Below are 23,259 nucleotides of genomic sequence, written 5' to 3'. Positions count from 1 at the left end.
CGGAGCGCACGGGCTGCGACGCGTCACGGGCTGCGCCGCGTCACGGGCTGAGCGGGCGGCGGGGGAGCGGCGAGGAGTAGACGATGCTCGTGGTCACCGCGCCCAGCCCGCCGATCCGGCCGGTGATCTCCTCCAGGTGCCGCATCGAGCGCGCGGCGACCTTGAGCACGAAACAGTCGTCACCGGTGACGTGGTGCGCCTCCAGGATCTCCGTCGTGGTCTCCAGGAGGTCGTGGAACGGCTTGTAGTTGCCGTGCGGATAGCGCAGCCGGACCAGGGCGAGGATGGTCTTGCCGAGCCGCTCCGGGTCGACGACGGCCGTGTACCCGGTGATCACTCCCGCCTCCTCCAGGCGGCGCACCCGCTCGGTGACCGCGCTGGCGGACATCGACACGGTGCGGGCGAGCTCGGCGAATCCGGCGCGGCCGTTGTCCTGCAGGGCGGCGAGGATCTTCCAGTCGGTGGCGTCCGGGGAATAGTCGGTCATGGGGGAGGAATATCAGGGGAATCCCCGGTCCAACAAGTGATACGCCGGGGAAGGTCCCTTCCTGAAGATGATCACTCGCCGTAGATTTCTGGCCATGACGACGACGCAGAACCCCGCCGCCCCCACCACCGCCAACCCCGTCCTGCGGGTCCCGCCGGCCACCCCCGCCGCGGCCGCCGCCTACTTCGCGGCCAGTCTCGCCTTCCACGCCGACGTGTCCGACGTCGCCGCCGCCTTCGCCGCCCACCGCGAGCAGGGCGCCGACCTCGGCTTCCAGCTGGTCGACTCGCGCTCCACCCCGGCCTGGGACCAGGCCCACGTACCCGGCGCGGTCCACCTGCCGACCGCGCTGATCCCCGAGCAGGCCGAGCGGCTGCTGGACAGGAACGTGCCCGTCGTGACGTACTGCTGGGGCCCCGGCTGCAACGGTGGCACCCGCTCCGCCCTCGCGCTCGCCGAACTCGGCTTCCAGGTCAAGGAGATGCTCGGCGGCATCGAGTACTGGATCCGCGAGGGCTTCGAGGTCGAGACCTGGCAGGGCAGGGAGCGGCGCGCCGAGGCCGACCCGCTGACCGCGCCGACCGATTCGGACGACTGCGGCTGCTGAGGCCACCCGCCCGTTCGTCCGGCGCGGACGACCGGGCCGCCCGCCCCACGGGGGAGGGCGAGCGGCCCGGTCAGGTCCCCTCGGCACGCGGTCAGAGCTTGGACAGCTCGTCCACCAGGTCGTCCAGGCCCAGCGAACCCTGCGACAGCGCGGCCATGTGCCAGGCCTTCAGGTCGAAGGAGTCGCCGTGCGCGGCGCGGGCGTTGTCCCGGCCCAGCAGCCAGGCGCGCTCGCCCAGCTTGTAGCCGATCGCCTGGCCCGGCATCGACATGTAGCGCGTCAGCTCGCTGACGATGAAGTCCGCCGGCCGGCCGCTGTGCATGCCGAAGAACTCCTGCGCCAGCTCGGGCGTCCAGCGCTCGCCCGGGTGGAACGGCGAGTCCGCGGGGATCTCCAGCTCCAGGTGCATGCCGATGTCCACGATGACCCGCGCGGCGCGCATCATCTGGCAGTCCAGGTACCCCAGGCGCTGCTCGGCGTCCTTGAGGTAGCCCAGCTCGTCCATCAGCCGCTCCGCGTACAGCGCCCAGCCCTCGGCGTTCGCGCTGACGATGCCGACCGTGGCCTGGTAGCGGGAGAGCTGGTCCGCGACGTGCGTCCACTGCGCGAGCTGGAGGTGGTGGCCGGGTACACCCTCGTGGTACCAGGTGGAGACCAGGTCGTAGACGGGGAACCGGGTCTGGCCCATCGTCGGCAGCCAGGTCCGGCCCGGGCGCGAGAAGTCCTCCGACGGACTGGTGTAGTACGGGGCCGCGGCGCCGCCGGGCGGGGCGATCATCGACTCCACCTTCCGCACCCGCTCGGCGAGTTCGAAGTGGGTGCCGTCGAGGTTCTCGATGGCCTCGTCCATGATGCCCTGCAGCCACGCGCGGACCTCGTCCACGCCCTCGATGTGGGTGCCGTGCTCGTCCAGGTGCCGCAGCGCCTCCCAGGGGCCCGCGCCGGGCAGGATCTTGGCGGCCTCCGTCTTCATCTCGCCCAGCAGGCGGTGGTACTCCGACCAGCCGTACGCGTAGGCCTCGTCCAGGTCCAGGTCGGTGCCGTTGAAGTAGCGGGCCCAACGGGCGTACCGCTCGCGCCCGACCGTGTCCGGCTGCCCCTCGACGGCCGGCGCGTACACGTCCCGCATCCAGTCGCGCAGCTCGGCGGTCGCGGCGGTGGCCGTGGCCGCGGCCTCCTCCAGCTCGGCGCGCAGGCCCTCGGGGCCGCGCTGCGCGAAACCGGTGAAGAACCCCGGCTCCTCGCCGTCCTCGCCCGCCCAGGTGGTCAGCTGCTCGATGAACGTGGCGGTCGGGCGCGGGCCGCCGTACAGGCCGCGCTCCAGGCCCAGTCCGAGGCTCTCGCGGTAGCCCGCGAAGGCGGCCGGGACGGCGCGCAGCCGCTGGGCGATGGCCGCCCAGTCCTCGTCGGTCTCCGTCGGGGTCACGCTGAAGGCCTCGCGGACACCGTGCACGGGGGAGTTGATGTTGCTCACCGCGCGCAGGTGCTCGTCGGCGTCGTGGACGGCGAGTTCGGCGGTCAGGCGCTCGCGCAGCAGCCGGGCGCACCGCCGTTCGGCGTCGGTGTCCGCGCCGGGCAGCTGCTCGGCGGCGTCGAGCGCGGCGAGGGTGCTGCGGGCGAGTCCGGCCAGGGCGGCGGCGCCGGCCGGGGAGAAGTCGGGGAGCCTGCCGTAACTGGCGGCGACTCCGAGGTAGGTACCGGCGATCGGGTCGAGGACGATGAGCTCGTCGACGTAGGCATCCGCGATGCGGCGCGGCAGCCGGCTGCTGTGGAGGGTGTCTGACATGCGGACATCTTCGTACGGCGGACCCGCCCGCGTCACCACCGTTCGCTGTCGGCCTCCTGACGCGCGGGCCACGGGCGCCGCGGGCGCGGGCGGGCCGTGCCGGGCGCACCCGGCACGGCCACGGCCCCGCTGCGGCATGGCAGTTCAGCTCTGCCGGTACGGGCGCTCGCGCGGGAGTTCGTACGGCAGACGCGAGTTGACCGGGGAGGCGTCCAGGCGCGCTGTGATCACCAGCGTGCCTTCCTCGATCTGGTAGTCCAGCGGCAGGCCGAGGCCGCGCATCGCGGCGACCATGCCGGTGTTGGCGGCCCGGGTGACGGCGTAGACGCTGTCGCAGCCGGCCTCGACGGCCATCGCGATCAGCCGGCGCAGCAGCTCCGAGCCGATGCCGCGACGCTGCCACTCGTCCTCGATGAGCAGCGCCACCTCGGTCTCGTCGCCGTCCCACAGCAGATGGCCGAGCGCGACCAGCTTGCCGGAGGCGGTGGTCGCGGCGAGCGTCCGGCCGAAGCGCGGGCTCAGCAGGTGGCCGAGGTAGCGGTCGGCGTCGGCGACCGGGCCGTGGTAGCGCAGCCCCAGGGTGTGCTCGGAGCATCGGTCGTGCATGGCGCGGGCGGCCGCCAGGTCGGAGCCGTCCGCCCGGCGCACGGTGATCTCGTTGCCCTCGGGCAGGGTCAGCACGTCACGGCTGCGCGGGACGCGCGGGCCGAGGCGGGCGTCGAGCTCGACCAGGGCCCGGGCCCGCGCGAACTCGGTCGGGGTGAAGGGCAGGTAGGGCCGCTCCACCGTGATCGCACCGCCGGCCGGGTCGCGCAGCCGCATCACGGTGGCCTCCAGGACACCCTCGACGGGGGCGTCGGCGGCGTGGTTGGGGCGGCCGGTCAGGGTGGTCGCGGGGACCGAGTGGATCGTGCAGCGGCCGAGCAGCTGGCGCAGCGCGAGCGGGAGCTCGGCCGCGTCCAGGGCGGTGCGGGTGGCCAGGCCCAGGACCCGGGTCGGGGTGTCGACCAGGTCGTGGGCGTCGGCGCGCTCGATCCAGGTGCTCCGGCCGCCGGCCTGGGCGACGGCCCGGATCAGGTCGGCCGCGGGCAGCGTCTGCGGGGCGCGCACCAGGAACTCGTCGACCGTGCCGCCCTCCGCCAGCGGGTGGGTCTGCAGGGTCAGGATGTCCACGTCGTGCCGCGCGAGCGCCGTGCACAGCGCGGCCAGGCTGCCGGGCTCGTCCCGTACGGTGGTCCGCATCCGCCACAGCGCGGCGGAACCGGTCGCCGTGCGGGCCCCCGTATCGGAGGGGGCCGTCGGCTCCGGCGGCGGCGCATGGCTGTGGCGCCGTGCCCACCAGGTGTGGAAGGCGGCCGTGACCAGGAGCGCGACGGCCGAGGCGACCAGCAGCACGGGGCCGCGCGGACCGTGCACGACGAGATTGGCGATGCCGTCGGCGACCGCGACCGCGCAGAACAGGGCAGCCAGTTCGACGAGGTCACGGCGCCAGTGGTGGCGGTGGCGGGGACGCTGTGCGGGGGCGGGGTTACGTTCAGTCATGGCACCACCCTGCCGAAGGGGTGTTGCGTGATCACGAACGATCTGTGACCGACTGGTTAAGGATCCATCTGGCCGATTTCGCCCAGTTTTCCGTGTCCCGAGGCTGGGCGGAGCCGGTGCGGCGGCCCCGCCCGTGCCGCGGTTCCCCGGGTTACTGGCCGACCCGGCCCGGCTGGAGGGTCCGCGTGAAGAGCACGCCGCCGCCCTCGCGCCGCAGCCGGACGGTGAGCTCGCCGCTGCCGCCGTCGATGTCCACCTCGCCGTAGTACGGCGGATTCTCCGCCGGCGACATGTTGGCCACCGGGGCCGACTGGACGAACGCCGTGCGCGGGCCGAAGGTCGCGTCGAGCGCGCCGTGCGGGAAGCCGCCCGCACCGACCGGACCCGAGACGAACTCCCAGAACGGCGCGAAGTCGCCGAACGCGGCCCGCTCGGGGGCGTAGTGGTTGGCGGCGGTGTAGTGCACGTCGGCGGTGAGCCACACGGTGCCGGTGATGCGCCGGCGCTTGATGTGACGCAGGAGCTCGGCGATCTGGAGCTCGCGGCCCAGCGGGGCACCCGGGTCGCCCTGGGCGACCGCCTCGAAGTTCGCCGAACCGTCGGGGACCACGATGCCGAGCGGCATGTCGGCGGCGATCACCTTCCACGTGGCGCGGGAGCGGGACAGCTCGCGCCGCAGCCAGTCCAGCTGCTCGGCACCCAGGATGCCGACGGTGTCGTCGCCCTGCCGGCCGGGGGAGTTGGCGTTGCGGTGGGTGCGCATGTCGAGCACGAACACGTCCAGCAGCGGCCCGTGGTGGACCACGCGGTACATCCGCCCCTCGGTGCGGCCACCGCGCAGGTCGGTGACGGGGAAGTACTCGGAGAAGGCCTGCTTGGCGCGGCCGGCGAGCACGTCCACCTCCTTGACCGTGTAGCGGGGGTCCTCCAGCAGCTGGCCCGGGTACCAGTTGTTGCGCACCTCGTGGTCGTCCCACTGGGCGATGACCGGGACCTGGGCGTTGAAGCCGCGCAGGTTGTGGTCGAGCAGGTTGTAGCGGAAGTTCCCGCGGAACTCGGCCAGGGTCTCGGCGACCTTGGACTTCTCCTCGGTGGTGAGGTTGCGCCACACGCTGCCGTCGGGGCGGGCCACGGTCGCCTGGATCGGGCCGTCGGCGTAGACGGTGTCCCCGCTGAACAGGAAGAAGTCGGGGTCGCGCCGGCGCATCTCCTCGAAGACGCGGTAGCCGCCGAGGTCGGGGTTGATGCCCCAGCCCTGGCCGGCGAGGTCGCCGGACCACACGAAGCGGACGCCGGAGCGGCGGCTGACGGGCGTGGTGCGGAACGTGCCGCACACGGGCTCGCCGGTGCGGCGGGGGTCGTCGGGGTCGGCGAGCACCACGCGGTAGTGGATCTGCTGGCCGGGCGGCAGCCCCCGTAGGACGGCGGTGCCGGTGAAGTCGGTCGCCGGACCGAGGTAGGGGCCGTGGTGGCGGCGTACGGCGTAGCGGAACGACTCGCTGGGCGAGGTCTCGACGTACATCCGGGCGGGCCGGTCGGAGCGCGTCCAGACGGTGGCGGAGAACGGGGTGATCTCGCCGGACTGGACGCCCCACGGCGCGCTCGGGCGGCCCGAGCGGGCGAAGGCCGGGGCGGCCAGCACGGTCGGTGCGGCGAGGGCGGCGGACACGGCGAGGGAGCCGCGCAGCAGGGACCTGCGGTCGGGGCGGACGAGGGGCATCGGAGGGCCTCCAGAGACGGGTCGGACCAGTGTGCCGAGGGCACACCGGTCCTCCGCGTCGGGCGCGCGAACCGCTGGTGAACAGCCGCCAGACACTCGTGCATACACCCCGCAGCCCCCTTGTCAAGAGGCGCGGAACGGGGTTATCGGCCCGCGGGCGCCAGGGGCGCGGGGGGCACGCTCGCCCCGCGGTGCCTGAGGTTGACGGCCGAAGCCCGGGCCAGCGCGGCGGGGCTCAGGAAGCGCCCCGGACCGATCAGGCGCTGGGAGAAGCGGTGCATGTGCCGTGCCACCGACGCGTCGCGCGCCGCCGCCGAGAACACCAGCCGCTGCACCGGGTTGAACGGGCGGGCCCTGGCGAAGTCGGCGGCCATGAACTGATGACCGCTCAGCCGCCGCCGGTGCGTGCGCGCGTACGTCAGGAGGGACCTGTCGAGCTCGCCCCGGCCGGCCAGCGCGGGGGCGACCGCCTCGGTCAGCCACCGCGCGGACTCCAGGGCCCACCCGCATCCCACGCCCCACAGGGGATCACTGGTCAGGGCGGCGTCGCCGATGAACGCGAGGCCCGGTGCGGTGGGCCTGCGGCTGAGCAGCGGGTAGTCGACCAGGCCGATGATCTTCGAGACGCGCTCGGCGGCGTCGATGGGCGGCGCATCGGGCAGGGCGCGGACGAACGCGGCGAAGCTGCCCTCCAGATCCTCCCGGAAGGCGGGCAGCCGCTTCTTGTCCGGGAGCACCGTGAGGACCGTCACCCCGTCGTCGTTCGGGAACGCGTAGGCCATGTCGGGCTCCAGGAACCAGGTGTGACTGATCCCGTCGGGCAGCGGAAGACCGCGGAAGTGCGCGAGATAGCCGAACCGCGCGTTCTCGTACCGCCGGGTGGGCGTGCCGGCGAACCTCGCCACGGCCGAGTCCTTGCCGTCGGCGCCGACCACCAGGCGGGCCCGGAGCTCACGCTCCCCGGACGGTGTCGCCGCGCGCACCCCCGCGGTGCGCCCGGCTGCCCGGACCAGCCCGGTCACCTGGTGGCCGAGGAGCAGATCGACGCCGGGAGTCCGCGCCGCACGGGAGCGGAGCAACGGGTCGAGGGTGCTGCGCCGGATGTTGTACCCGTACGGCAGCGCGGGGCCCTCCGGCGTCGCCCTCGGCTCGATCCATCCCCAACGGGTGTACCAGCGGGCGTGGTTGCGCACGGCCCCGGCCTCCTCCAGGGCGGGGACGAGGCCGAGTTCGTCCAGCACGGGGTAGGCGTTGGCCGTCAGGGAGTGGGTGCACAGCACCTTGTACGCGGCGGGGTCCGAGCGGCGTTCCAGCAGCGCGACGCGGGCACCGCGCCGGGCGAGCAGGATCGCCGCGGCGCTGCCGGCGAGGCTGGCTCCGCAGACGACGACGTCGTAGTCGTCGTCCGTGCCTCCTCCGGCCCTTTCAGACGTGCTCATGCGTGGTCGCTCCCTTCGGGGTGTGGTGCCGTGGGTGGGAGTGGTGCCGCGGCCGTGCTGCCAGGTGCACGCACGGTCGGGGGGCGTGTGGCGCTCTCACGCCGTGGCCGTAGCGGTTGCCGTCGCCGTCGCCGTCGCCGGCGGCCGGCTCCGGGTCGTGTCGCGGATGACCCGGGCGACGAGGGCGGGATCGTCGTTCATCGGGACGTGGCCGCAGCCGGGCAGCCGGACGAGCCGGGCGCCGGGCACGGTGTGCTTGGCGCGCACACCCTGACGGGGCAGCAGCAGCCGGTCGCGCGCGCCCCAGGCGATGGTCACGGGCAGGCCCGGCACGTCGTCGGTGAACCGTACGGAGCCGCCCGCGGCGAGCGTCTGCTCGAAGCCGGTGGCGTCGCGCAGCGCGAGGGTCTCGGCGATCACGTCCTCGGGCGAACGGCGGGCGGGGCGGGCGTAGATGGCGCCGGTCAGTGCGGCCCGTCCGGCGGCGGAGCCGGCGAGGCCGCGCACGGCGGCGTACGGAAGGGCCCGGGCGCCCATGTGCAGCGCGCGCAGCATGCCGAACGCGTAGCGGCGCTCGGCCGGCGACCAGAAGCCGGCGGGGGAGAGCGCGGTCACGGAGGCCACGAGCTTGCCGCGGCCCATTTCGAGGGCGAGCAGTCCGCCGAGGGAGTTGCCGGCGACGTGCGGGCGCTCGACGCCGAGGGCCGCGCAGAGCGCGCCGAGGGCGGGGGCGACCGTCCCGAGGTCGTACGGGACGCCCTCGGGGAGGGGGTCGGAGGCCCCGAAGCCCGGGAGGTCGACGGCGATCACGTCGTGGTCGGCGGCGAGGATGTCGGTCACCGGGTGCCAGGCCCGGAGGTGGTGCCCGATGCCGTGGAGCAGCAGGAGCGGCTCGCCCGCGCCCTTGCGTTCGTAGGCGACGGTCGCGGGCCGGGGCCCGAGGGGGGAGTCGATGGTGAAGGAGACCGTGGCGGTCATGCTGCTCCTCGGCGTCACGTCGGTGCGGACCTGTGAGACTCGCTGTCAGTAATGACTACCGCCGGGTAGCTCGCCACCACAAGCCTTTGAGCCGCCGAGCCGCCCGCGAACATCCCGTGAACGGCTTGATACGTATGCCCGATCTGCCCGGCAAAGGGCCGAGGATTGGTCTTGACCAAGGGGTGCCGCCGTCCTATCGTCGCAGGGATAGTGCAGGAACCTTTAATAAACAAAGGCGCGGAACTGCCGCTGGAACACGGCGATTGCAGCGAGGGCAGCAGGAGGAGTCAGGGTGGGGACCACGCAGCTCGAAACGGTGCCGGAGCCGAAGTACTGGCACCTCAAGACCGTGCTCAGCGAGGCGCTCGATCAGGACTTCGCGGTGGGCGAGGTCCTGCCGAACGAGCGTGAACTCGCCGCCCGCTTCGGTGTCGCCCGCGCGACCCTGCGCCAGGCGCTGGAACAGCTCGAGCTCGAGGGCCGGCTGCAGCGCCGTCGCGGCGTGGGCACGACGGTCGCCCCGCCGCGCGTCGGTGTCGCCGTCCGTGACGCGCAGCACGGCTGGCCCGGCGAGGCCACCGACGGCTGGCAGCTGGTGAACGCCACCGAGACCGTGCCCGCCGCCGCGATCGCGAAGCTGCTCGGGACCGGCGGCGACCAGGCCGTCCACACGGTCCGCCGTACCCGCGTCACCCAGGGCCAGGCCGTCGCCGCCGAGCTGCTCTACGTCCCGGCCGCGTCCGTGCCGGGCCTGTCCGCCCTCGACGCCCCGTCCGGCCCCGCCCGTGCCCGCGCCATCCTGCGCGAGCTGGGGCACCTGATCCTCGAAGGCCAGGACCGCTCCGTCGAGCTCGGCTCGGCCCGCGCCGACGACGCCAAGGAACTCGACCGCCTCCCGGGCGCCCCGGTCCTGCTCGTCACCACCCGCTACTTCACGGCCGCGGGCACGGCCGCGGTCTCCGTCGCCACCTACCGCGCGGACACCTGCCGCCTGACGTTCGGCGACTCGGGCGACGTCCAGATCAGCCACGACACCACGGAGCCCATGGCCTCCTGAACCCCGACGCCCGCCGCGGCCCCGCCCGGCACGGCGCGAGCCGGCCGAGGGCCGACCCGCGCGCGACAGGCCGTGCCGGTGGCTGTGCCGGCGGCAGGCCCCCGCCCGACGCGGATCCGCCCGGTTCAGCGTGAGCTGGCCGGGGGCCGACCCGCGCGCGACGGCCGTGCGGACGGGCCATGCCGGTGGCCCCGTGTCAGCGGCGGCGGGCCGTCACCGTCTTCTCCACGGCGAACAGTTCCTCCTCGACGTGGTCCAGCGCCAGTCGCAGCGCCCCGGTGGCCACCGCGGCCTCGCTCAGCCGGGACAGCGCGACCCGCGGCGGCCGCAGACAGTACCGCTCCAGCTCGCGCCGCAGCGGGTCCAGCAGCCCGTCCAGCCCGGCGGCCCACCCGCCGACGACCACGAGCTCCGGATCCATGGCCAGCACCAGCGCCGCCACGTCGTGCACCAGCCGCTGGACGAACCGGTCCAGCGCGGCGACCGCCCGCTCGTCCCCGCGCTTGGCCATGGCGAACACCTCCGCCACCGCCTGTTCGTCCAGCGGGTGCAACGGCTCCCCGGTGGTCGACAGCAGTTTCTCCGGAGTGGCCTCGCGGCCCAGCAGGTGCAGCGCGCCGATCTCGCCCGCCGCCCCGCCGTAGCCGCGGTGCAGCCGCCCGCCGATCAGCGACCCGGCACCGGGGCTCAGGCCCGCCATCACGAACACCATGTCGTCGGTGTCCTGAGCGGCCCCCTTCCAGTGCTCGCCGACCGCCGCCGCGTTGGCGTCGTTCTCCACCTGCACCGGGCACCGGAACGACCGCCGCAACCGCTCACCGAGCGGCAGTCCGGTCCAGCCGGGCAGCGCCGTGCCCAGCCGTACGGTGCCGTCGGCCTCGACGATCCCGGGACTGCCGACCCCGACGGCCCGCAGTGAGTCCCTCGGTACCCCCGCCCGCCGCAGCAGGTCGGCGACGCACGCCCGGACCTTCTCCAGACGCTCGTCGGCGGAAGCCGTCTCGGCGACCTCTTTCGTCCCCGCGCCGATGACCCGCCCGTCCAGCCCCGAGATCAGGGCCGCGACCCGGTGCGAGCCGATCTCGACGCCGAGCAGATGACCGGCCTCGGCCCGGAACCGGAACCGCCTGGCCGGCCGCCCCTGGCGGCGCGCCCCCTCCTCCGCGGCGGCCTCGACCACCAGCCCGGTGCCCATCAGCCCCTCGACGACCCCCTCGACGGTGGGCCGCGACAGCCCGGTCACCCGGGTCAGATCGGTGAGCGTCGGCGATTCGGCCGCGCGCAGCGCACGCAGCACCACGGCGGAGTTGATCCGCCGGAGCAGCGAGGGGTCCCCGCCGGTCAGCTGCCCCAACGTGTGTCCTCCCAGCTAGCGCGCCTGTCAGCCGGATCGTACTGCCCAGTCGCCGCGGCGGCGAGAACCGGCCCCCACCTGCCGGAATCCGCCCTCCACCCTCAGGCCGGGGACACGAATCCGGACTCGTACGCCGTGATCACCGCCTGCGTCCGGTCCCGCGCCCCCAGCTTCGCGAGCACGGCGCTCACATGCGACTTCACCGTCTCCGCCCCCACGTACAGCTGACCGGCGATCTCGGCGTTCGTCAGCCCCTTGGCCATCAGCCGGAGCACCGCCTCCTCGCGCTCGGTCAGCGCCGCCTGCTCCAGAGCCTCCCGAGCCTCCCGGTTGCCGTACTCGGCGGCGAGCGAGCGCAGGGCGGTGGGGAAGAGCAGCGTCTCACCCTCCGCGACCAGCCGCACCGCGTGCACGATCTCGGACGGCCTGGCCCGCTTGAGCAGGAACCCGTCGGCACCCGCCCGAAGCGCCCGGTACACGTACTCGTCGTTCTCGAACGTCGTCACCACGAGGATCTTCGGCGGATCGTCGACCGATTTCAGCACGGCCCGCGTGGCGTCGATCCCGTCGAGCAGCGGCATCCGCACGTCCATCGCCACGACATCCGGCCGCAGTTGCCGCACCAGGGGGACCACGGCGGCCCCGTCGGCGGCCTCCCCGACCACCTCGATGTCGGGCTGGGACTCGAGGACGGCGCGCAGACCCGCGCGGACCAGGGGCTCGTCGTCGACGAGCAGTACGGTGACCGGCATCCGGTCAGGGTATTCGCTCCAGCGGAAGCCGGGCGCGCACTCTCCAACTGCCCTCGTACGGCCCCGTTTCGGCCTTCCCGCCCAGCAGCGCGGCCCGCTCCCGCATCCCGCGCAGCCCGCTCCCCGAGCCGGACCCGAACGCCGGGCCCTCGGGCAGCGGATTGGTCACCTCCAGATCCAGCCGCCCCACCGCCATCTCGATCCGCACCCGCACCGGGACAGGCCCGCAGTGCCGCAGCACATTGGTGAGCGCCTCCTGCAGAATCCGGTACCCCTCACGGGTGACCGGACCCGGCAACTGCTCCAGTGGACCGGACAGCTCGGCGTCGACCGCCGCCCCCGACGCCCGCGCCGACTCCAGCAGCCGGTCCGCCTCCGCGAGCGTCGGCCGCTGCGAGGGGCGCGGGCCCGTCTCGCGCAGCACTCCCAGCACGCGCTCCAGATCCTCCAGCGCGGCGCGCCCCGTCTCCTCGATCGCGCACAGCGCCCGCTCGGTGAACTCCGCGTTGCCCGAGGCCCGGGCAGCCCCGGCCTGCATGACGGCCACCGTCAGCGCGTGCCCGATGGAGTCGTGGAGCTCCCGGGCGATCCGGGTGCGCTCGAGCAACTGCTCCGTCCGCACCTCGAGGGCCGACAGCCGCTCGGCCGTCGACGGGCCCAGCAGGCGCCTGGCGATCGCGGCGACCGCCTCACCGAGCAGCACGACGATCACCACCAGGAGCAACAGCGGCACCGGGACCAGCAACGCGGCGGCCCAGCCGGGCGGCGTCACGGGCAGCGTCGTGAACGACTCGGGGACGGACCCGGCGGCCGTCTGGACCAGCTCCACCGACATGACGAGCAGTCCCACCGTTGCTGCCCACGCCAGCGCCGCCAGCCCCAGCCGTATCTCCAGCCACAGCACCGTCCGCCAGCGGTCGCCCCACCGGGCCGACGCGACCGTGCTGATCGCCCCGTCGTGACGGCCCCGCTCATGGGGGGTGAGCAGGAACTGCGCCTGGACCCCCTCGGCCATCCGGACCCAGGGAAGCAGCCCGAAGGGCGCCACGATCAGGGCCGGCACCCAGGGCATGTGCGGCGCTATGAACAGCCAGACGGCCACGATCAGCAGAGGGACCAGCAGGTGCAACCAGCGGGTGTACGTGACCCCTTGAAGCGGGGCACGGAGCAGTCGGTACATGTCCTCATCCTGGCAGCCGGCCCCTCGGCGCCGTCTCCCCCGCGCGGGGGAGACGATCCCCCCGCGCGGGGGAGGAGCGGGGGTGGGGCCGGGGCCGACTCTTGAGCCATGAACCGCATCGAGATCCGCGAACTGAGCAAGGAATACGGCACCGCCCGGGCGGTGGACCACCTCACCTTCGACGTTCTGCCCGGCCGGGTGACCGGCTTCCTCGGGCCGAACGGCGCCGGGAAGTCCACCACGATGCGCCTGCTGCTCGGCCTGGACCGACCCACGTCGGGCACGGCCACCGTGGGCGGGCGCCGCTTCACCGACCTCACCGAGCCGCTGCACCAGGTCGGGGCGCTTCTCGACGCACAGGCGGCGCACGGCGGCCGCACCGCACGGGACCACCTGCGGGTCCTCGCCGCCAGCAACCGCATCCCGGCGCGACGGGTGGACGAGGTGCTGGAGCAGGCCGGCATCGCCTCGGCGGCCGGGCGGCGGGTGAAGACCTTCTCACTCGGGATGCGCCAACGGCTCGGCATAGCCGCCGCACTGCTCGGCGACCCAGGAGTGCTCCTGCTGGACGAGCCGACCAACGGCCTCGACCCCGAGGGCATCATCTGGGTCCGCGAACTGATGCGCACCCTGGCCGCGGAGGGCCGGACGGTCCTCGTCTCCAGCCACCTGATGTCCGAGACAGCGGCCCTGGCCGACCACTTGGTCGTGCTCGGCCGGGGTCGGCTGCTCGCCGACACCTCCATGAAGGAATTCATCGACGCCCGCAGTGCTCCTCGGGTGCTGCTGCGCACTGCGGACCCGGACCGGCTCCGGTCGGCTCTGGCCCGCGACGGCTTCGAGATGACCGCGGCCGAGGAAGGGCGCTGGAGCGTCGACGGCATACGGGCGGCCGACCTCGGCGGTATCGCGGCCCGCGAGAGCATCGCCCTGCTGGAGCTCTCCGACGAGCGCGCCTCGCTGGAACAGGCCTATCTCGACCTCACCGCGGACCATGCCCAGTTCGCCGCCACCACCCGCTGACCCACCACCTGCCCCCCCGCCACCCAGGAGGCTCCACCATGATCACCGCTCTGCCCACCGCACCCGTCCTGCGGTCGGAATGGATCAAGATACGGTCGCTGCGCGGCACTTTCGGAGCACTCATAGCGGTCCTGGTCGCCACCGTCGGCATACAGACGCTGACGGCCGCGCTCACCGGATCGGGCGAGGAAGGTGCCATGGGCGACGACCCGCTGCTCGCGGCCTTCTACGGCATCAACTTCGGTCAGATAGCCGCCATCGCCTTCGGGACCAGCGCGTTCGCCGTCGAGTTCCACAACGGAGCACTGCGCACCACGCTCTCCGCGGTGCCGGGCCGCACCCGGTTCTACCTGTCGAAGGTCGCGATGGTCGGGGCGCTGGCCTTCCTGACGGGGCAGATCACCGGAGTGGTCACGTTCTTCGCCGGTCAGGCGTTGATGGGGGAGCGCGCCATCGGTATCGGTGACCCGGGGGCGGTGCGGGCCGTGTTCGGCAGCGGTTGCTACCTGGCGCTCATGGCCCTGTTCGCCGCCGGACTCTCGGCACTGCTCCGCAGCGGAACGGCCGTGCTGAGCCTGCTCATACCCTTCGTCCTGGTCGTCCCCTTCGTCGTCGGTGCGACCGCCGGGGGAATCGCCCCCTATCTGCCGGACCGGGCTGGGCAGACGGTCATACGCAGTGCCGCGCAGGGCGACCTGGGGCACTGGGGAGGGCTGGGCGTGCTGGCGCTGTGGGCGGTGGCCGCGGTGGCCTGCGGCTGGATCGCCGTCCGTCGGCGGGACGCGTGACGCAGGGCCAGTTGTCAGTGGTCCCCTGGATACTGACGGCATGACCACGGCAGAGCATCTCGACACCATCGACCGGCTCCGGACGCGTGACTTTCCCGATGTGCAGGGCAGGTCCGACGTGGGCACCAGCGGCCCCGGGTACCACCTCGCGGAGCTGGGCGACAGCCGCTGGTTCGGGGACGAGGACGCGGTCGGCAGGGCCGAGGAGGCCGAGCGGACATCCGCCGCTTACGAGGCGCTCACGCACGCGCTGACCGAGCGCTGGGGGACGGCCGACGTGTTCAGCCTCGGCAGTGTGCGGCTGCGGGCGGTCACGCAGGAGGTGGCGCAGCCGTGGGGGGAGCTGAGCGGCGTCACCGACCACGTGCACGTGTGGCGGGTGGAGGATCGGTGGGTCGTCGTGTGCGCCGCCCGGTGGGGGGCCGACCACTCGCCGCAACTGCTGGCGGCGGTCACGGTGACCGATCCGCCGTAGGGGGAACAATGGCCCCGGGCGGGCCGACGGTTGGGGGGACCATGGAACGAAGGATCCAGGAGATCGAACTGCCCGGCGGGCAGAAGATACTGGCCCGGGTCAGCGTGCTCGCGCCGCAGGACCTGCCGGAGCCGGAGGACTACAGCTACCAGGACGTGGGCTACCAGGACGTCGGGGCGCTGGACCAGCTCGCCGCGCGGGTGGACCAGCTGGGCGAGCTGGTGACCGGGCTTGGTACGGCGGTGCTGCGGGCCGCCGAGGCCGCCGCACCCGACGAGATCAGCGCCACCTTCGGGATAGAACTGGCGGTCAAGCCCGGCAAGGCCGTGGCCGTGCTGGCCGACGGCGAGGCGAAGGCCGCCATCACCGTCACCCTCACCTGGCTCCCGAAGGAGGGCGGGACCGACGGCGGGAACGACGGCGGGGCGCCGCCGGACGGCGGCGCCCCGACGACACAAGAGGATCAGAGGATGGAGCCGGGCGTGTAGCCCGCCGCCTCCGGGTGCCGCTTGGCGATCTCCTCGATGCGGGAGACGACGGTGGCGACCTGGTCGCCCGCCGCGCCGGTGAAGGACAGCTTGTCCGCCATCAGCGCGTCGAGCTGGGCGCGGTCCAGCGGGATGCGCTCGTCCGCGGCGAGCTTGTCCAGCAGCTCGTTGCGCTCGGCACCCTGCTCTCGCATGGCGAGGGCGGAGGCGACCGCGTGCTCCTTGATGACCTCGTGGGCCACCTCACGGCCGACCCCGGCACGGACGGCGCCCATGAGGACCTTCGTGGTCGCCAGGAACGGCAGGTAGCGGTCCAGCTCGCGGGCCACGACCGCCGGGAACGCGCCGAACTCGTCCAGGACGGTCAGGAACGTCTCCAGCAGACCGTCGAAGGCGAAGAAGGCGTCCGGCAGGGCCACGCGGCGCACCACGGAACAGGAGACGTCGCCCTCGTTCCACTGGTCGCCCGCCAGCTCGCCGGTCATGGAGGCGTAGCCGCGCAGGATGACCATCAGGCCGTTCACGCGCTCGCAGGAGCGGGTGTTCATCTTGTGCGGCATCGCGGACGAGCCGACCTGGCCCGGCTTGAAGCCCTCGGTCACCAGCTCGTGGCCCGCCATCAGGCGGATGGTCTTGGCGATCGAGGACGGGGCGGCGGCCAGCTGCACGAGGGCGGTGACCACGTCGTAGTCGAGCGAGCGCGGGTAGACCTGGCCGACGGAGGTGAAGGCCTGGCCGAAGCCCAGGTGGGCGGCGATCCGCTGCTCCAGGTCGGCGAGCTTGCCGGCGTCGCCGCCGAGCAGGTCGAGCATGTCCTGGGCGGTGCCGACGGGACCCTTGATGCCGCGCAGCGGGTAGCGGCCCAGCAGGTCCTCCAGGCGGCCGTAGGCGACGAGCAGCTCGTCGGCGGCGGTCGCGAAACGCTTGCCGAGGGTGGTGGCCTGGGCGGCGACGTTGTGCGAGCGGCCGGCCATCACCAGCTCGGCGTGCTCGCCGGCCAGCTTGCCCAGCCGGGCCAGGACGGCGACCGTACGGTCGCGGGCCAGCTCCAGCGAGAGCCGGATCTGGAGCTGCTCGACGTTCTCGGTCAGGTCCCGGGAGGTCATGCCCTTGTGGACGTGCTCGTGGCCGGCGAGGGCGTTGAACTCCTCGATGCGGGCCTTCACGTCGTGCCGGGTGACCTTCTCGCGCTCGGCGATGGAGGCCAGGTCGACGTTCTCCAGGACGCGCTCGTAGTCGGCGAGGGCCGCGTCCGGGACCTCGATTCCGAGGTCCTTCTGGGCGCGCAGCACGGCGAGCCACAGCCGCCGCTCCAGCGTCACCTTGTACTCGGGGGACCACAGGACGGCGAGCTCCGGGGAAGCGTAGCGGCCGGCCAGGACATTGGGGATGCGGGGCTTGGCTGTCACGTGTAGGGAGCATACCGGCTGTCCGGGGCCCCTCCGGAGCGTCCATACCGTCCACAGATTCCACTGTCAGAGGTCTGATTCCCCGCCGCGCCGCGTCGTCTGTGAGACGTGTGTGAGACGGGGCGGCCCCGAACCAGCGACTGCAACGCTGACCGGGGCCTTGATCCAGACCCTTCTGATCAAGGAGTCCAGACCCATGCGCGACGCTACACCCCTGCCCGACGCGGACACCCGCGTTCTCCTCCTGGCCCTCGCCGCCCAGCTGAATGCGGAGCGGCCTGGCGAGCCCATGCGCCGCAGCGTCCTCGAAGCGCTCGCCCTCACCTTCGCCGTCCGCTGTCACGGCCAGACGTACCGTGCCGACCGGGCCGAGGCCCTGCTCCTCGGCCACGCGCCGGCCGTCCCGGACGGGGTCAGCCGCGGTCAGTACGCCCGCCTGCTCCGCCGCGCTGCCGGGGCCGAGGGATGACCGGGTTCCGCACGGTCACCGTGCACACCCTCGACCACGGTCCGGTCACCCTCGAATGCCCGCCGTGGTGCGTCGAGCCGCACACCACCCCCGAGTACCGGGCCGACATCTCCCACACCGGGCCGGAGGAATCCCTCTCCTTCGGCGGTACCCCGCTCCTCGTCACGATGCTCTCCGCGGACCCCTTCGGGCCGGCCTGGCGCCGCAGCACCGCGCTGTACGTCGAACAGCAGCAGTTCGCCCGCACGCTCGACGCGGACGGGTTGATGCAGCTGGCGGCCGCGTACGCCGTACACGCCAGCCGCCTGCGGGATCTCGCTCAGGACCTGGCGGCCCTCGGCGAGGGGGACCCCCGGTGACCGCTCCCGCAAGCATCGACGATCGGCGCGCGTTGGCGCACCAGCTGGCGCAGGCCGGCGCATCCACCCGGCAGATCGCGGCGCAGCTCGGCGTCTCGAAGGACACCGTGCGCCGCGACCTCGCCCGCACTGGCGCACTGGCTGAGACACCGGCGCTGCGGCGCGCGGCACGGCTGAGGCAGGCTGAGGACGCGGTGCGCCAGGTATGCGCCGCAGCTCAGTCGGTGGCGGAGGCCCGCCCGGCGTACACGCTCGCGGACGACGCAACGGCACAGCGCTGGTGCGCCGACCTCAGGGCTGCGGGCGAGCTGCTGCTGGCGCAGGCGGAGGCGTTCGCGGACTACTACCCGTGCGCCACCGGCTGACCGAAGCACCCATGCTGCGCGGCCGCTGTTCGCCGCAATGACAGCGGCTGGCCTCGCCGCGCTGGACGCCTTGCCGTACCCCGTACACGACGGCCCCGACGCACGCGGACTGCGTCGGGGGCCGTCGGCTGCCCGGGGTCCGGCTGCCTGCACGGGTGCCGGTCGAGCAGGTTTGTCGTGGGCGGTCTCTACATTGGCGGCAGGCCCGGGGACAGCATTGCTGGCGTCCGACCCGCCCACGCTCGGATGACGACGGTGTCCCCGGTTGCTCCCCGCGGGGTGCCGATGCCCGTGGCACTGGGATGTACGAACCCGTGCATGATCAAAGACTCGGCCCACTGGTACGCCTCACCCTCCCACCGTAGGACGGTCTGGCCCTCGTGCGCTGCCGACCCGACGCCTGCACCGGGCGGCAGATGTGCGAGCACCAGCACGCCCCCCTCACGGAGCCGACGCCGGGCAGCGGGCAGGAAGACAGCTGGGTCGGTGAACCAATGAGCGCCGAAGGCAGAGTAGATCGCATCGAACTTGGCGGCGCCGGCGTCCAGCCACTCCACGGCGGTGCCGTGGTACAGCTTCATCAGGTGCCCCCACCGGTCGCGCGCGGCGTGCACCTGGACGGCGGAAACGTCAACGCCGACTGCTCGAAACCCGGCATTCGCGCAGTGCGCGAGACGGTCGCCGCGCCCGCAGCCGAGTTCGAGCACCGTGTCACCCGGTGCGAGATCAAGGTATTCAAGTCCAGGTCCGTGTCCGGGGTGCGGAGTCCAGGAGAACGGCGTGAGCGGGTCGGCGTGGGCGCGGACGGCGTATTCGTCCCACGGGGAGAGCACGGCAGGAACCTCCACGGATACCGGTGGCCCCGGCTCCCGAGAGGGAAGCCGGGGCCGGCGGGCGGGCCAGCTACGAGCTGGGCGGCTGCACGATGAACCCGCGGGCCGGACGGGCGTCCGGGTCACGGGACGTCGGCTGCTGTGACTCGCGCCAGCTCTGAACGAGCTCTGCGTACCGAGGGTCTGTCCACTCCTGCTCGGGCATCGTGGTTCCTTCCGTCGGTACGCAGCGTAGCGCCGGTCAGGCGGGGGTCACGGGCGGCTGCGGCGGCCGCTGCGGGTCGGACAGGCACTGCGGACTGGGCATGGGCTTGATTCCGCAGGTCGGGGAGTGCCAGGTCTGGGCGGTCACCGGGATGGATTCCTGTGCCGGGCCGCGCCACAGCTCCAGGTCCGGCTGGTAGCCGTGCGCCCCCATGGCGGCGAGGGTCCGGTTGATGATCTCCGGATCGAAGCCGCCGGTCTCCTCGGGGCTCTCGGGGTAGTGATCCACGAAGCGGCCGAGCCGGTCGCACAGCTCGCGGTACAGGGCGGTGTGGAGCATCAGCGCGTGCCAGCCCTCATCGACGACCGGCGACGGAGCGAGTGCGTCATCGCGGGTCACGGCGCAGGTCGCGACGAACGCGAGGCCCTCGGCGGTGATCCGCTCGGCGAGGTGAACATCCATGCCGGGGTTGTTGCCGAGGACGGTGCGCTGCACGCGAGTGAAGGCCTCGGGGGAGATGAGGGCGCGTGGGTCCTTGATGGCTGTGGTCGTGAGAGAAGTGGTACTCATGCGGTGGTGCCTCCTTCGGATTGGCGGAGGTGCTGGAGCCCGCCCCGGTCGCCGTCCTGGCAGGGAAATGCGCGAGCGGGGCGGGAGTCTGTGGCGGTCAGAGGAACGGGCTGACGCGGCGGTCGGCGCGGTAGCCGATCAGTCCCGTCAGCACACGGTCGGCGGCGGACGGCGGGACCCCGGGGTCCAGGCACACGCCCACGTGCGCGCCACGAACTCGGGCGGCCGCCAACTGCCAGTCCCGGGGCGGCTGGGGCAGGCACAGGGCGGTGTCAGGGTGTCCGTAGTCCAGGCAGTAGGCGCCGCCGACGTACTGGAGAGTGTGGGCGGTGCGCGGGTAGGCGGTCCCGATGTGCAGCCCGAGGCCGGCGGCGATACCGCGGAGGTACCGGTCGATGCCGCCGCGTCGGCGGACGTCCGCCTCGGCGTGGCCCAGCATCACGGACGGGCAGCCGTCGGCGCCCATGGCGTACGAGGTGGCCACCTCGGCGAGGAACTCTGGTCCGGGGGTGACGGCCCGGGGCTGGATGATCACCCGCGTGTTCCGGTGCCGATGACGATGGTGGCGAGGACGCCGAGCGCCACGAGCCAGTACAGGACCTGGCCCGCCACGTCCCGGCGACTCACTGGGCAGCCCGGACGCAGTTGAGGGGGGTCTCGAACTCGCGGTGGTCATCTCCGCGGATGTACGCCGTGAGGCCGCCGGTGTCCTCGATGAGGACCGCCCGCAGCTCGCCCTCCCGCAGGGATCGGGTGTCCACGACGCGACGGCCGATGAGGAGGTGGTCCGTGTGGCCGAACGGGCCGTCCGCGCGGGCTTTCATGTCGATGCTCCCTACCGTCGTCAGCGTGTGGTGCATCAGAGCGTGACGAGATGAGCACTGCGGTCGCCACGGTTGTGCACCGATGTTCACGACGCAACCCGATTCGGACGACCCTGCCCACACCCTCTTGACCGCTCAACCTGCGACCAGGACTGTGGTGTTCATCCGTGCACAACCCGAGCAACGGAGGACACCATGGCGCTACGTTTCGTGGGTATCGACCCGAGCAGCAGCGACGGCGAGAGCCCCACTGTGTGGGTTGACGAGGAGCACAACGAGCTCGTACTTCAGGGCTGGAAGCCCAGCGCCGAGCTGGAGGCCGAGTGCGCGGCCCTCGAACTGCCCGGGCACGGCGCCGGTATCCCGGAGGGAGAGGCCGTGGTGCGGATCCCCGCGCGCATGGTGCACATGATCAGGGAGGCCTGCGATGCCCTTGAACGTCCCTAGCTGGGCCGACCTCCTCGGCGCCGCCGAACACTCAGTCGTCCACCTGGAGACCCGCGACGCCTACGCGGTCGACTACGAGACCGGCCCGTTCGCGGACTGGCGAGCCGGCCACCGCCACGACTTGGCCGACCGGGCAGCGTGGTGGCGGCCCTGGCTTGACCTCATCGCCGCCACCGTCGCCCGCGGCGTCACCGTGCGCCGGGCCCGGATCGTGTCAGAGCCGGTCAGCGAGTACACCCGATTCCTGTACGACGGGACGTTCACCAACGTCGCAGCCGGCGAGGACGTGCGCTGGCTCGCCCGGCGACAGGCCAGCGACATCGCCTTGCCCGGCAACGACTTCTGGCTCGTCGACGGACGGCTCATCCGCTGGAACCACTTCACCGGCGACGGGGAGTCCGCCGGCGGCGAGATGAGCGAAGACCCGGCCGCGGCCAAGCTGTGCGCGGACGCGTTCGAGGCGGTCTGGTCGCGGGCGGTCCCGCACGACAGCTACGAGATCAGGTAGGCGGAGCCCAGCTCATGCCGGTATCCCCGTCATCCGCGGCGCAGGCCGCCCGCCTCAGCGTGGCCCACCGCCTGCGTGAGCTGCGCGCGGAGGCGGGTCTCAGCGGCAGCGAGCTGGGCACCCGCTGCGGCTGGACGCACTCCAAGTCCTCCCGCATCGAAAACGCCCGCACGCCGCCCACCCCGGACGACATCCGCCGATGGTGCGAGGCCTGCGGCGCCAGTGGCCAGGCCCGCGACATCATCGCCCAGTCCCAGAACGCCGAGTCGCTATACACGGAGTGGCGCCGCCGCGCCCGCACCGGCCTCAAGCAGCTCCAGCACAGCTACGTCCCCCTGTTCCGGTCCACCCGCCTGTTCCGCGTGTACTCCGCGACGCTCCTGCCGCACTTCGTGCAGACCGAGGGCTACGCCACCGGCCTGCTCACCGCGATTAGCGAGTTCCGGGAGATCCCAAACGACGTCGCCGAGGCCGTCGCCGCCCGCATGCAGCGCAACCAGATCCTGCGCGAGCCCGGCCGCCGGTACGTCCTCCTCATCGAGGAGTCTGCGCTCCGCCACCAGTTGGCGGGCGCCGAAGCCATGGCCGCTCAGCTCGGCTACCTGATGACTGTGGGCGCCATGCCGTCCGTCAGCCTGGGCATCATCCCCATGGGCATCCCGCAGCGCGCCCAGTGGCCGCTGGAAACGTTCCACATGTACGACGACACCCTCGTGTCCGTCGAACTGCTCTCCGCCCGCGTCACGGTCACCCAGCCCAGCGAGATCGCCCTCTACGAGAAGGCGTTCGCTGGGCTCCAGGCGATGGCCGTGTACGGCGCGGACGCCCGCGCGCTCGTGATGGGCGCGGTTGCGGCCTTGCGGTAGCTGTTGCTCCCGGCGCACTGGATCTTCCCAATGGGGCTGTGCCCTCGGTAGGTTCCGCCGATGAGAGACAGAACCATCATCGGGGCAGGGATCGCAGTGCTCGTGGCCGCGCCGCTCATCGCAGGAGCAACGGCCGGCCTCAGGGTCAGCAACGCGACACTGGCCATCGTGGCGGGCATCGTGGCAGCAGCCGGGGTCACGCGCGGTGTTCGTCATCTGCGCCGCGAGTTTCGGGATCTTGAGTGGCGCCTGCGCGGCGTCGACATCATCATGCGAAGCGAGTTGTCCGCCGAGGCACAGGAGGAGCTTCGGGAGCAGGTCCTCCAGCCGACCTCAACCTGGAACGACGTGAACTACCTGCACCAGGTGACCCGTCTTGCCGTCCTCAGACAGGCAGCGGACAACACCGCATCGATCACCCTGGCATTGATGGGCCTCGCCGCGGCGACGGCAGCCAGCGTCTGGTCGGTCTGGATATAGCGACGCGGACCAGGTGTAAGGAGCCGGCTGACTGGCTACGTTCCCGGGCATGAACAGCTACAGCGGTCCAGCCGTACTGATCACGGACGTAGGTCGGGAGTACCCGGTCACGGCGAACCTGGCGAGCCACCCTTCGGGGCTTCGCACTTCGTGGGCTGGGACGCTTTCCGTCCCGCACAGCAGCCAGCCAGCGGAGATGGTGAACCTGCCCGCTGGCCGAGTTCGCATCGGCCAGCACGAGGGGGCAT

Annotated in this window: 27 protein-coding genes; 13 read left to right on the top strand and 14 right to left on the bottom strand. The window is 72.7% G+C overall.

Annotated features, from left to right (window positions below; translation table 11 throughout):
- Positions 1–40: 40 nt before the first annotated feature.
- Complete coding sequence (locus ACZ6KO_RS22090) at positions 41–487, bottom strand: Lrp/AsnC family transcriptional regulator (protein ID WP_469305693.1); 447 nt, start codon at positions 485–487, stop codon at positions 41–43.
- 94 nt (positions 488–581) lie between these two features.
- On the opposite strand from ACZ6KO_RS22090, the gene ACZ6KO_RS22085 reads away from it, so the two are divergent.
- Positions 582–1,094, top strand: a complete 513-nt coding sequence (locus tag ACZ6KO_RS22085) for a rhodanese-like domain-containing protein (RefSeq protein ID WP_469305692.1) — start codon at positions 582–584, stop codon at positions 1,092–1,094.
- A 91-nt stretch (positions 1,095–1,185) separates the two neighbouring features.
- Here ACZ6KO_RS22085 and ACZ6KO_RS22080 read toward each other — a convergent pair whose 3' ends face one another.
- The 5 genes from ACZ6KO_RS22080 to ACZ6KO_RS22060 all read right to left on the bottom strand — a co-directional run bounded on the left by ACZ6KO_RS22080 (position 1,186) and on the right by ACZ6KO_RS22060 (position 8,559).
- The gene (locus ACZ6KO_RS22080) at positions 1,186–2,880 is read right to left on the bottom strand and encodes a DUF885 domain-containing protein (RefSeq protein ID WP_469305691.1); all 1,695 of its coding nucleotides are present in this window, start codon (positions 2,878–2,880) and stop codon (positions 1,186–1,188) included.
- Positions 2,881–3,024: 144 nt separating this feature from the next.
- Complete coding sequence (locus ACZ6KO_RS22075; RefSeq protein WP_469305690.1) at positions 3,025–4,422, bottom strand: GNAT family N-acetyltransferase; 1,398 nt, start codon at positions 4,420–4,422, stop codon at positions 3,025–3,027.
- Between the two features lie 151 nt (positions 4,423–4,573).
- Positions 4,574–6,142, bottom strand: coding sequence for an alkaline phosphatase D family protein (locus ACZ6KO_RS22070; protein ID WP_469305689.1), 1,569 nt, complete (start codon positions 6,140–6,142; stop codon positions 4,574–4,576).
- A gap of 143 nt (positions 6,143–6,285) precedes the next feature.
- Entirely contained in the window at positions 6,286–7,581 is a 1,296-nt protein-coding gene (locus tag ACZ6KO_RS22065) for an NAD(P)/FAD-dependent oxidoreductase (protein ID WP_469305688.1), read from the bottom strand.
- A 96-nt stretch (positions 7,582–7,677) separates the two neighbouring features.
- Positions 7,678–8,559, bottom strand: coding sequence for an alpha/beta fold hydrolase (locus ACZ6KO_RS22060; RefSeq protein WP_469305687.1), 882 nt, complete (start codon positions 8,557–8,559; stop codon positions 7,678–7,680).
- Positions 8,560–8,851: 292 nt separating this feature from the next.
- Between ACZ6KO_RS22060 and ACZ6KO_RS22055 the strand changes: the two genes are divergently transcribed.
- Entirely contained in the window at positions 8,852–9,616 is a 765-nt protein-coding gene (locus ACZ6KO_RS22055) for a GntR family transcriptional regulator (RefSeq protein WP_469305686.1), read from the top strand.
- Positions 9,617–9,812: 196 nt separating this feature from the next.
- Here ACZ6KO_RS22055 and ACZ6KO_RS22050 read toward each other — a convergent pair whose 3' ends face one another.
- The 3 genes from ACZ6KO_RS22050 to ACZ6KO_RS22040 all read right to left on the bottom strand — a co-directional run bounded on the left by ACZ6KO_RS22050 (position 9,813) and on the right by ACZ6KO_RS22040 (position 12,902).
- Positions 9,813–10,970, bottom strand: a complete 1,158-nt coding sequence (locus ACZ6KO_RS22050) for an ROK family transcriptional regulator (RefSeq protein ID WP_469305685.1) — start codon at positions 10,968–10,970, stop codon at positions 9,813–9,815.
- Positions 10,971–11,071: 101 nt separating this feature from the next.
- Complete coding sequence (locus ACZ6KO_RS22045) at positions 11,072–11,722, bottom strand: response regulator transcription factor (protein WP_401455527.1); 651 nt, start codon at positions 11,720–11,722, stop codon at positions 11,072–11,074.
- A 4-nt stretch (positions 11,723–11,726) separates the two neighbouring features.
- Positions 11,727–12,902 (bottom strand): sensor histidine kinase, encoded by a 1,176-nt coding sequence (locus ACZ6KO_RS22040; protein WP_469305684.1) that lies wholly within the window; start codon positions 12,900–12,902, stop codon positions 11,727–11,729.
- A gap of 108 nt (positions 12,903–13,010) precedes the next feature.
- On the opposite strand from ACZ6KO_RS22040, the gene ACZ6KO_RS22035 reads away from it, so the two are divergent.
- Genes ACZ6KO_RS22035 through ACZ6KO_RS22020 form a run of 4 tightly spaced genes read left to right on the top strand, consistent with a single transcriptional unit; the run spans position 13,011 to position 15,676 of the window.
- A complete protein-coding gene (locus tag ACZ6KO_RS22035; RefSeq protein ID WP_469305683.1) occupies positions 13,011–13,925 on the top strand; it encodes an ABC transporter ATP-binding protein in 915 nt (304 codons plus the stop codon).
- A gap of 38 nt (positions 13,926–13,963) precedes the next feature.
- On the top strand, positions 13,964–14,713 hold the full coding sequence (locus ACZ6KO_RS22030) for an ABC transporter permease (protein ID WP_469305682.1): 750 nt from the start codon (positions 13,964–13,966) through the stop codon (positions 14,711–14,713).
- Between the two features lie 40 nt (positions 14,714–14,753).
- Positions 14,754–15,188 (top strand): hypothetical protein, encoded by a 435-nt coding sequence (locus tag ACZ6KO_RS22025; protein WP_469305681.1) that lies wholly within the window; start codon positions 14,754–14,756, stop codon positions 15,186–15,188.
- Positions 15,189–15,229: 41 nt separating this feature from the next.
- Positions 15,230–15,676, top strand: coding sequence for a CU044_2847 family protein (locus ACZ6KO_RS22020; RefSeq protein ID WP_469305680.1), 447 nt, complete (start codon positions 15,230–15,232; stop codon positions 15,674–15,676).
- Here the strand turns inward: ACZ6KO_RS22020 and purB are convergent.
- Positions 15,652–17,085 carry an adenylosuccinate lyase gene (purB, locus tag ACZ6KO_RS22015; RefSeq protein ID WP_469305679.1) on the bottom strand — a complete coding sequence of 478 codons (1,434 nt, stop codon included), beginning with the start codon at positions 17,083–17,085 and terminating at the stop codon, positions 15,652–15,654. The two genes, ACZ6KO_RS22020 and purB, sit on opposite strands and share 25 nt — an antisense overlap.
- A gap of 196 nt (positions 17,086–17,281) precedes the next feature.
- On the opposite strand from purB, the gene ACZ6KO_RS22010 reads away from it, so the two are divergent.
- From ACZ6KO_RS22010 to ACZ6KO_RS22000, 3 genes are read left to right on the top strand one after another with little or no spacing between them, the layout of a single operon-like run.
- Positions 17,282–17,554, top strand: a complete 273-nt coding sequence (locus ACZ6KO_RS22010; RefSeq protein ID WP_469305678.1) for a hypothetical protein — start codon at positions 17,282–17,284, stop codon at positions 17,552–17,554.
- Positions 17,551–17,913 (top strand): DUF6907 domain-containing protein, encoded by a 363-nt coding sequence (locus ACZ6KO_RS22005; protein WP_469305677.1) that lies wholly within the window; start codon positions 17,551–17,553, stop codon positions 17,911–17,913. Before ACZ6KO_RS22010 ends, ACZ6KO_RS22005 begins: the two co-directional genes overlap by 4 nt.
- On the top strand, positions 17,910–18,278 hold the full coding sequence (locus ACZ6KO_RS22000; RefSeq protein ID WP_469305676.1) for a helix-turn-helix domain-containing protein: 369 nt from the start codon (positions 17,910–17,912) through the stop codon (positions 18,276–18,278). Before ACZ6KO_RS22005 ends, ACZ6KO_RS22000 begins: the two co-directional genes overlap by 4 nt.
- Before the next feature lie 188 nt (positions 18,279–18,466).
- Here ACZ6KO_RS22000 and ACZ6KO_RS21995 read toward each other — a convergent pair whose 3' ends face one another.
- The 4 genes from ACZ6KO_RS21995 to ACZ6KO_RS21980 form a co-directional block, all read right to left on the bottom strand.
- The gene (locus ACZ6KO_RS21995) at positions 18,467–19,111 is read right to left on the bottom strand and encodes a class I SAM-dependent methyltransferase (protein ID WP_469305675.1); all 645 of its coding nucleotides are present in this window, start codon (positions 19,109–19,111) and stop codon (positions 18,467–18,469) included.
- Between the two features lie 241 nt (positions 19,112–19,352).
- Positions 19,353–19,886, bottom strand: coding sequence for a glycine-rich domain-containing protein (locus tag ACZ6KO_RS21990; protein WP_469305674.1), 534 nt, complete (start codon positions 19,884–19,886; stop codon positions 19,353–19,355).
- 97 nt (positions 19,887–19,983) lie between these two features.
- On the bottom strand, positions 19,984–20,421 hold the full coding sequence (locus tag ACZ6KO_RS21985; RefSeq protein ID WP_469305673.1) for a hypothetical protein: 438 nt from the start codon (positions 20,419–20,421) through the stop codon (positions 19,984–19,986).
- Between the two features lie 88 nt (positions 20,422–20,509).
- Positions 20,510–20,710 carry a hypothetical protein gene (locus tag ACZ6KO_RS21980; protein WP_469305672.1) on the bottom strand — a complete coding sequence of 67 codons (201 nt, stop codon included), beginning with the start codon at positions 20,708–20,710 and terminating at the stop codon, positions 20,510–20,512.
- A 195-nt stretch (positions 20,711–20,905) separates the two neighbouring features.
- Here ACZ6KO_RS21980 and ACZ6KO_RS21975 point away from each other — a divergent pair, with 195 nt between their 5' ends.
- From ACZ6KO_RS21975 to ACZ6KO_RS21960, 4 genes are read left to right on the top strand one after another with little or no spacing between them, the layout of a single operon-like run.
- Complete coding sequence (locus ACZ6KO_RS21975; protein ID WP_469305671.1) at positions 20,906–21,157, top strand: hypothetical protein; 252 nt, start codon at positions 20,906–20,908, stop codon at positions 21,155–21,157.
- Positions 21,138–21,665 (top strand): DUF6879 family protein, encoded by a 528-nt coding sequence (locus ACZ6KO_RS21970; protein WP_469305670.1) that lies wholly within the window; start codon positions 21,138–21,140, stop codon positions 21,663–21,665. Before ACZ6KO_RS21975 ends, ACZ6KO_RS21970 begins: the two co-directional genes overlap by 20 nt.
- A 14-nt stretch (positions 21,666–21,679) precedes the next feature.
- The gene (locus ACZ6KO_RS21965) at positions 21,680–22,531 is read left to right on the top strand and encodes a helix-turn-helix domain-containing protein (RefSeq protein ID WP_469305669.1); all 852 of its coding nucleotides are present in this window, start codon (positions 21,680–21,682) and stop codon (positions 22,529–22,531) included.
- 60 nt (positions 22,532–22,591) lie between these two features.
- Positions 22,592–23,011, top strand: a complete 420-nt coding sequence (locus tag ACZ6KO_RS21960; protein WP_469305668.1) for a hypothetical protein — start codon at positions 22,592–22,594, stop codon at positions 23,009–23,011.
- Positions 23,012–23,259: the final 248 nt, after the last annotated feature.

The organism is Streptomyces sp. NPDC042102, from assembly GCF_055582305.1.
The sequence above is the reverse complement of the archived record's forward strand: the minus strand, read 5'-3'. Positions and strand labels throughout refer to the sequence as shown.

Coding starts and splice junctions, on each gene's coding strand:
- ACZ6KO_RS22090 (WP_469305693.1), bottom strand. CDS start 487: ATGACCGACTATTCCCCGGACGCCACCGACTGGAAGATCCTCGCCGCC.
- ACZ6KO_RS22085 (WP_469305692.1), top strand. CDS start 582: ATGACGACGACGCAGAACCCCGCCGCCCCCACCACCGCCAACCCCGTC.
- ACZ6KO_RS22080 (WP_469305691.1), bottom strand. CDS start 2,880: ATGTCAGACACCCTCCACAGCAGCCGGCTGCCGCGCCGCATCGCGGAT.
- ACZ6KO_RS22075 (WP_469305690.1), bottom strand. CDS start 4,422: ATGACTGAACGTAACCCCGCCCCCGCACAGCGTCCCCGCCACCGCCAC.
- ACZ6KO_RS22070 (WP_469305689.1), bottom strand. CDS start 6,142: ATGCCCCTCGTCCGCCCCGACCGCAGGTCCCTGCTGCGCGGCTCCCTC.
- ACZ6KO_RS22065 (WP_469305688.1), bottom strand. CDS start 7,581: ATGAGCACGTCTGAAAGGGCCGGAGGAGGCACGGACGACGACTACGAC.
- ACZ6KO_RS22060 (WP_469305687.1), bottom strand. CDS start 8,559: ATGACCGCCACGGTCTCCTTCACCATCGACTCCCCCCTCGGGCCCCGG.
- ACZ6KO_RS22045 (WP_401455527.1), bottom strand. CDS start 11,722: ATGCCGGTCACCGTACTGCTCGTCGACGACGAGCCCCTGGTCCGCGCG.
- ACZ6KO_RS22040 (WP_469305684.1), bottom strand. CDS start 12,902: ATGTACCGACTGCTCCGTGCCCCGCTTCAAGGGGTCACGTACACCCGC.
- ACZ6KO_RS22035 (WP_469305683.1), top strand. CDS start 13,011: ATGAACCGCATCGAGATCCGCGAACTGAGCAAGGAATACGGCACCGCC.
- ACZ6KO_RS22030 (WP_469305682.1), top strand. CDS start 13,964: ATGATCACCGCTCTGCCCACCGCACCCGTCCTGCGGTCGGAATGGATC.
- ACZ6KO_RS22025 (WP_469305681.1), top strand. CDS start 14,754: ATGACCACGGCAGAGCATCTCGACACCATCGACCGGCTCCGGACGCGT.
- ACZ6KO_RS22020 (WP_469305680.1), top strand. CDS start 15,230: ATGGAACGAAGGATCCAGGAGATCGAACTGCCCGGCGGGCAGAAGATA.
- ACZ6KO_RS22010 (WP_469305678.1), top strand. CDS start 17,282: ATGCGCGACGCTACACCCCTGCCCGACGCGGACACCCGCGTTCTCCTC.
- ACZ6KO_RS22005 (WP_469305677.1), top strand. CDS start 17,551: ATGACCGGGTTCCGCACGGTCACCGTGCACACCCTCGACCACGGTCCG.
- ACZ6KO_RS21990 (WP_469305674.1), bottom strand. CDS start 19,886: ATGAGTACCACTTCTCTCACGACCACAGCCATCAAGGACCCACGCGCC.
- ACZ6KO_RS21980 (WP_469305672.1), bottom strand. CDS start 20,710: ATGAAAGCCCGCGCGGACGGCCCGTTCGGCCACACGGACCACCTCCTC.
- ACZ6KO_RS21975 (WP_469305671.1), top strand. CDS start 20,906: ATGGCGCTACGTTTCGTGGGTATCGACCCGAGCAGCAGCGACGGCGAG.
- ACZ6KO_RS21970 (WP_469305670.1), top strand. CDS start 21,138: ATGCCCTTGAACGTCCCTAGCTGGGCCGACCTCCTCGGCGCCGCCGAA.
- ACZ6KO_RS21965 (WP_469305669.1), top strand. CDS start 21,680: ATGCCGGTATCCCCGTCATCCGCGGCGCAGGCCGCCCGCCTCAGCGTG.
- ACZ6KO_RS21960 (WP_469305668.1), top strand. CDS start 22,592: ATGAGAGACAGAACCATCATCGGGGCAGGGATCGCAGTGCTCGTGGCC.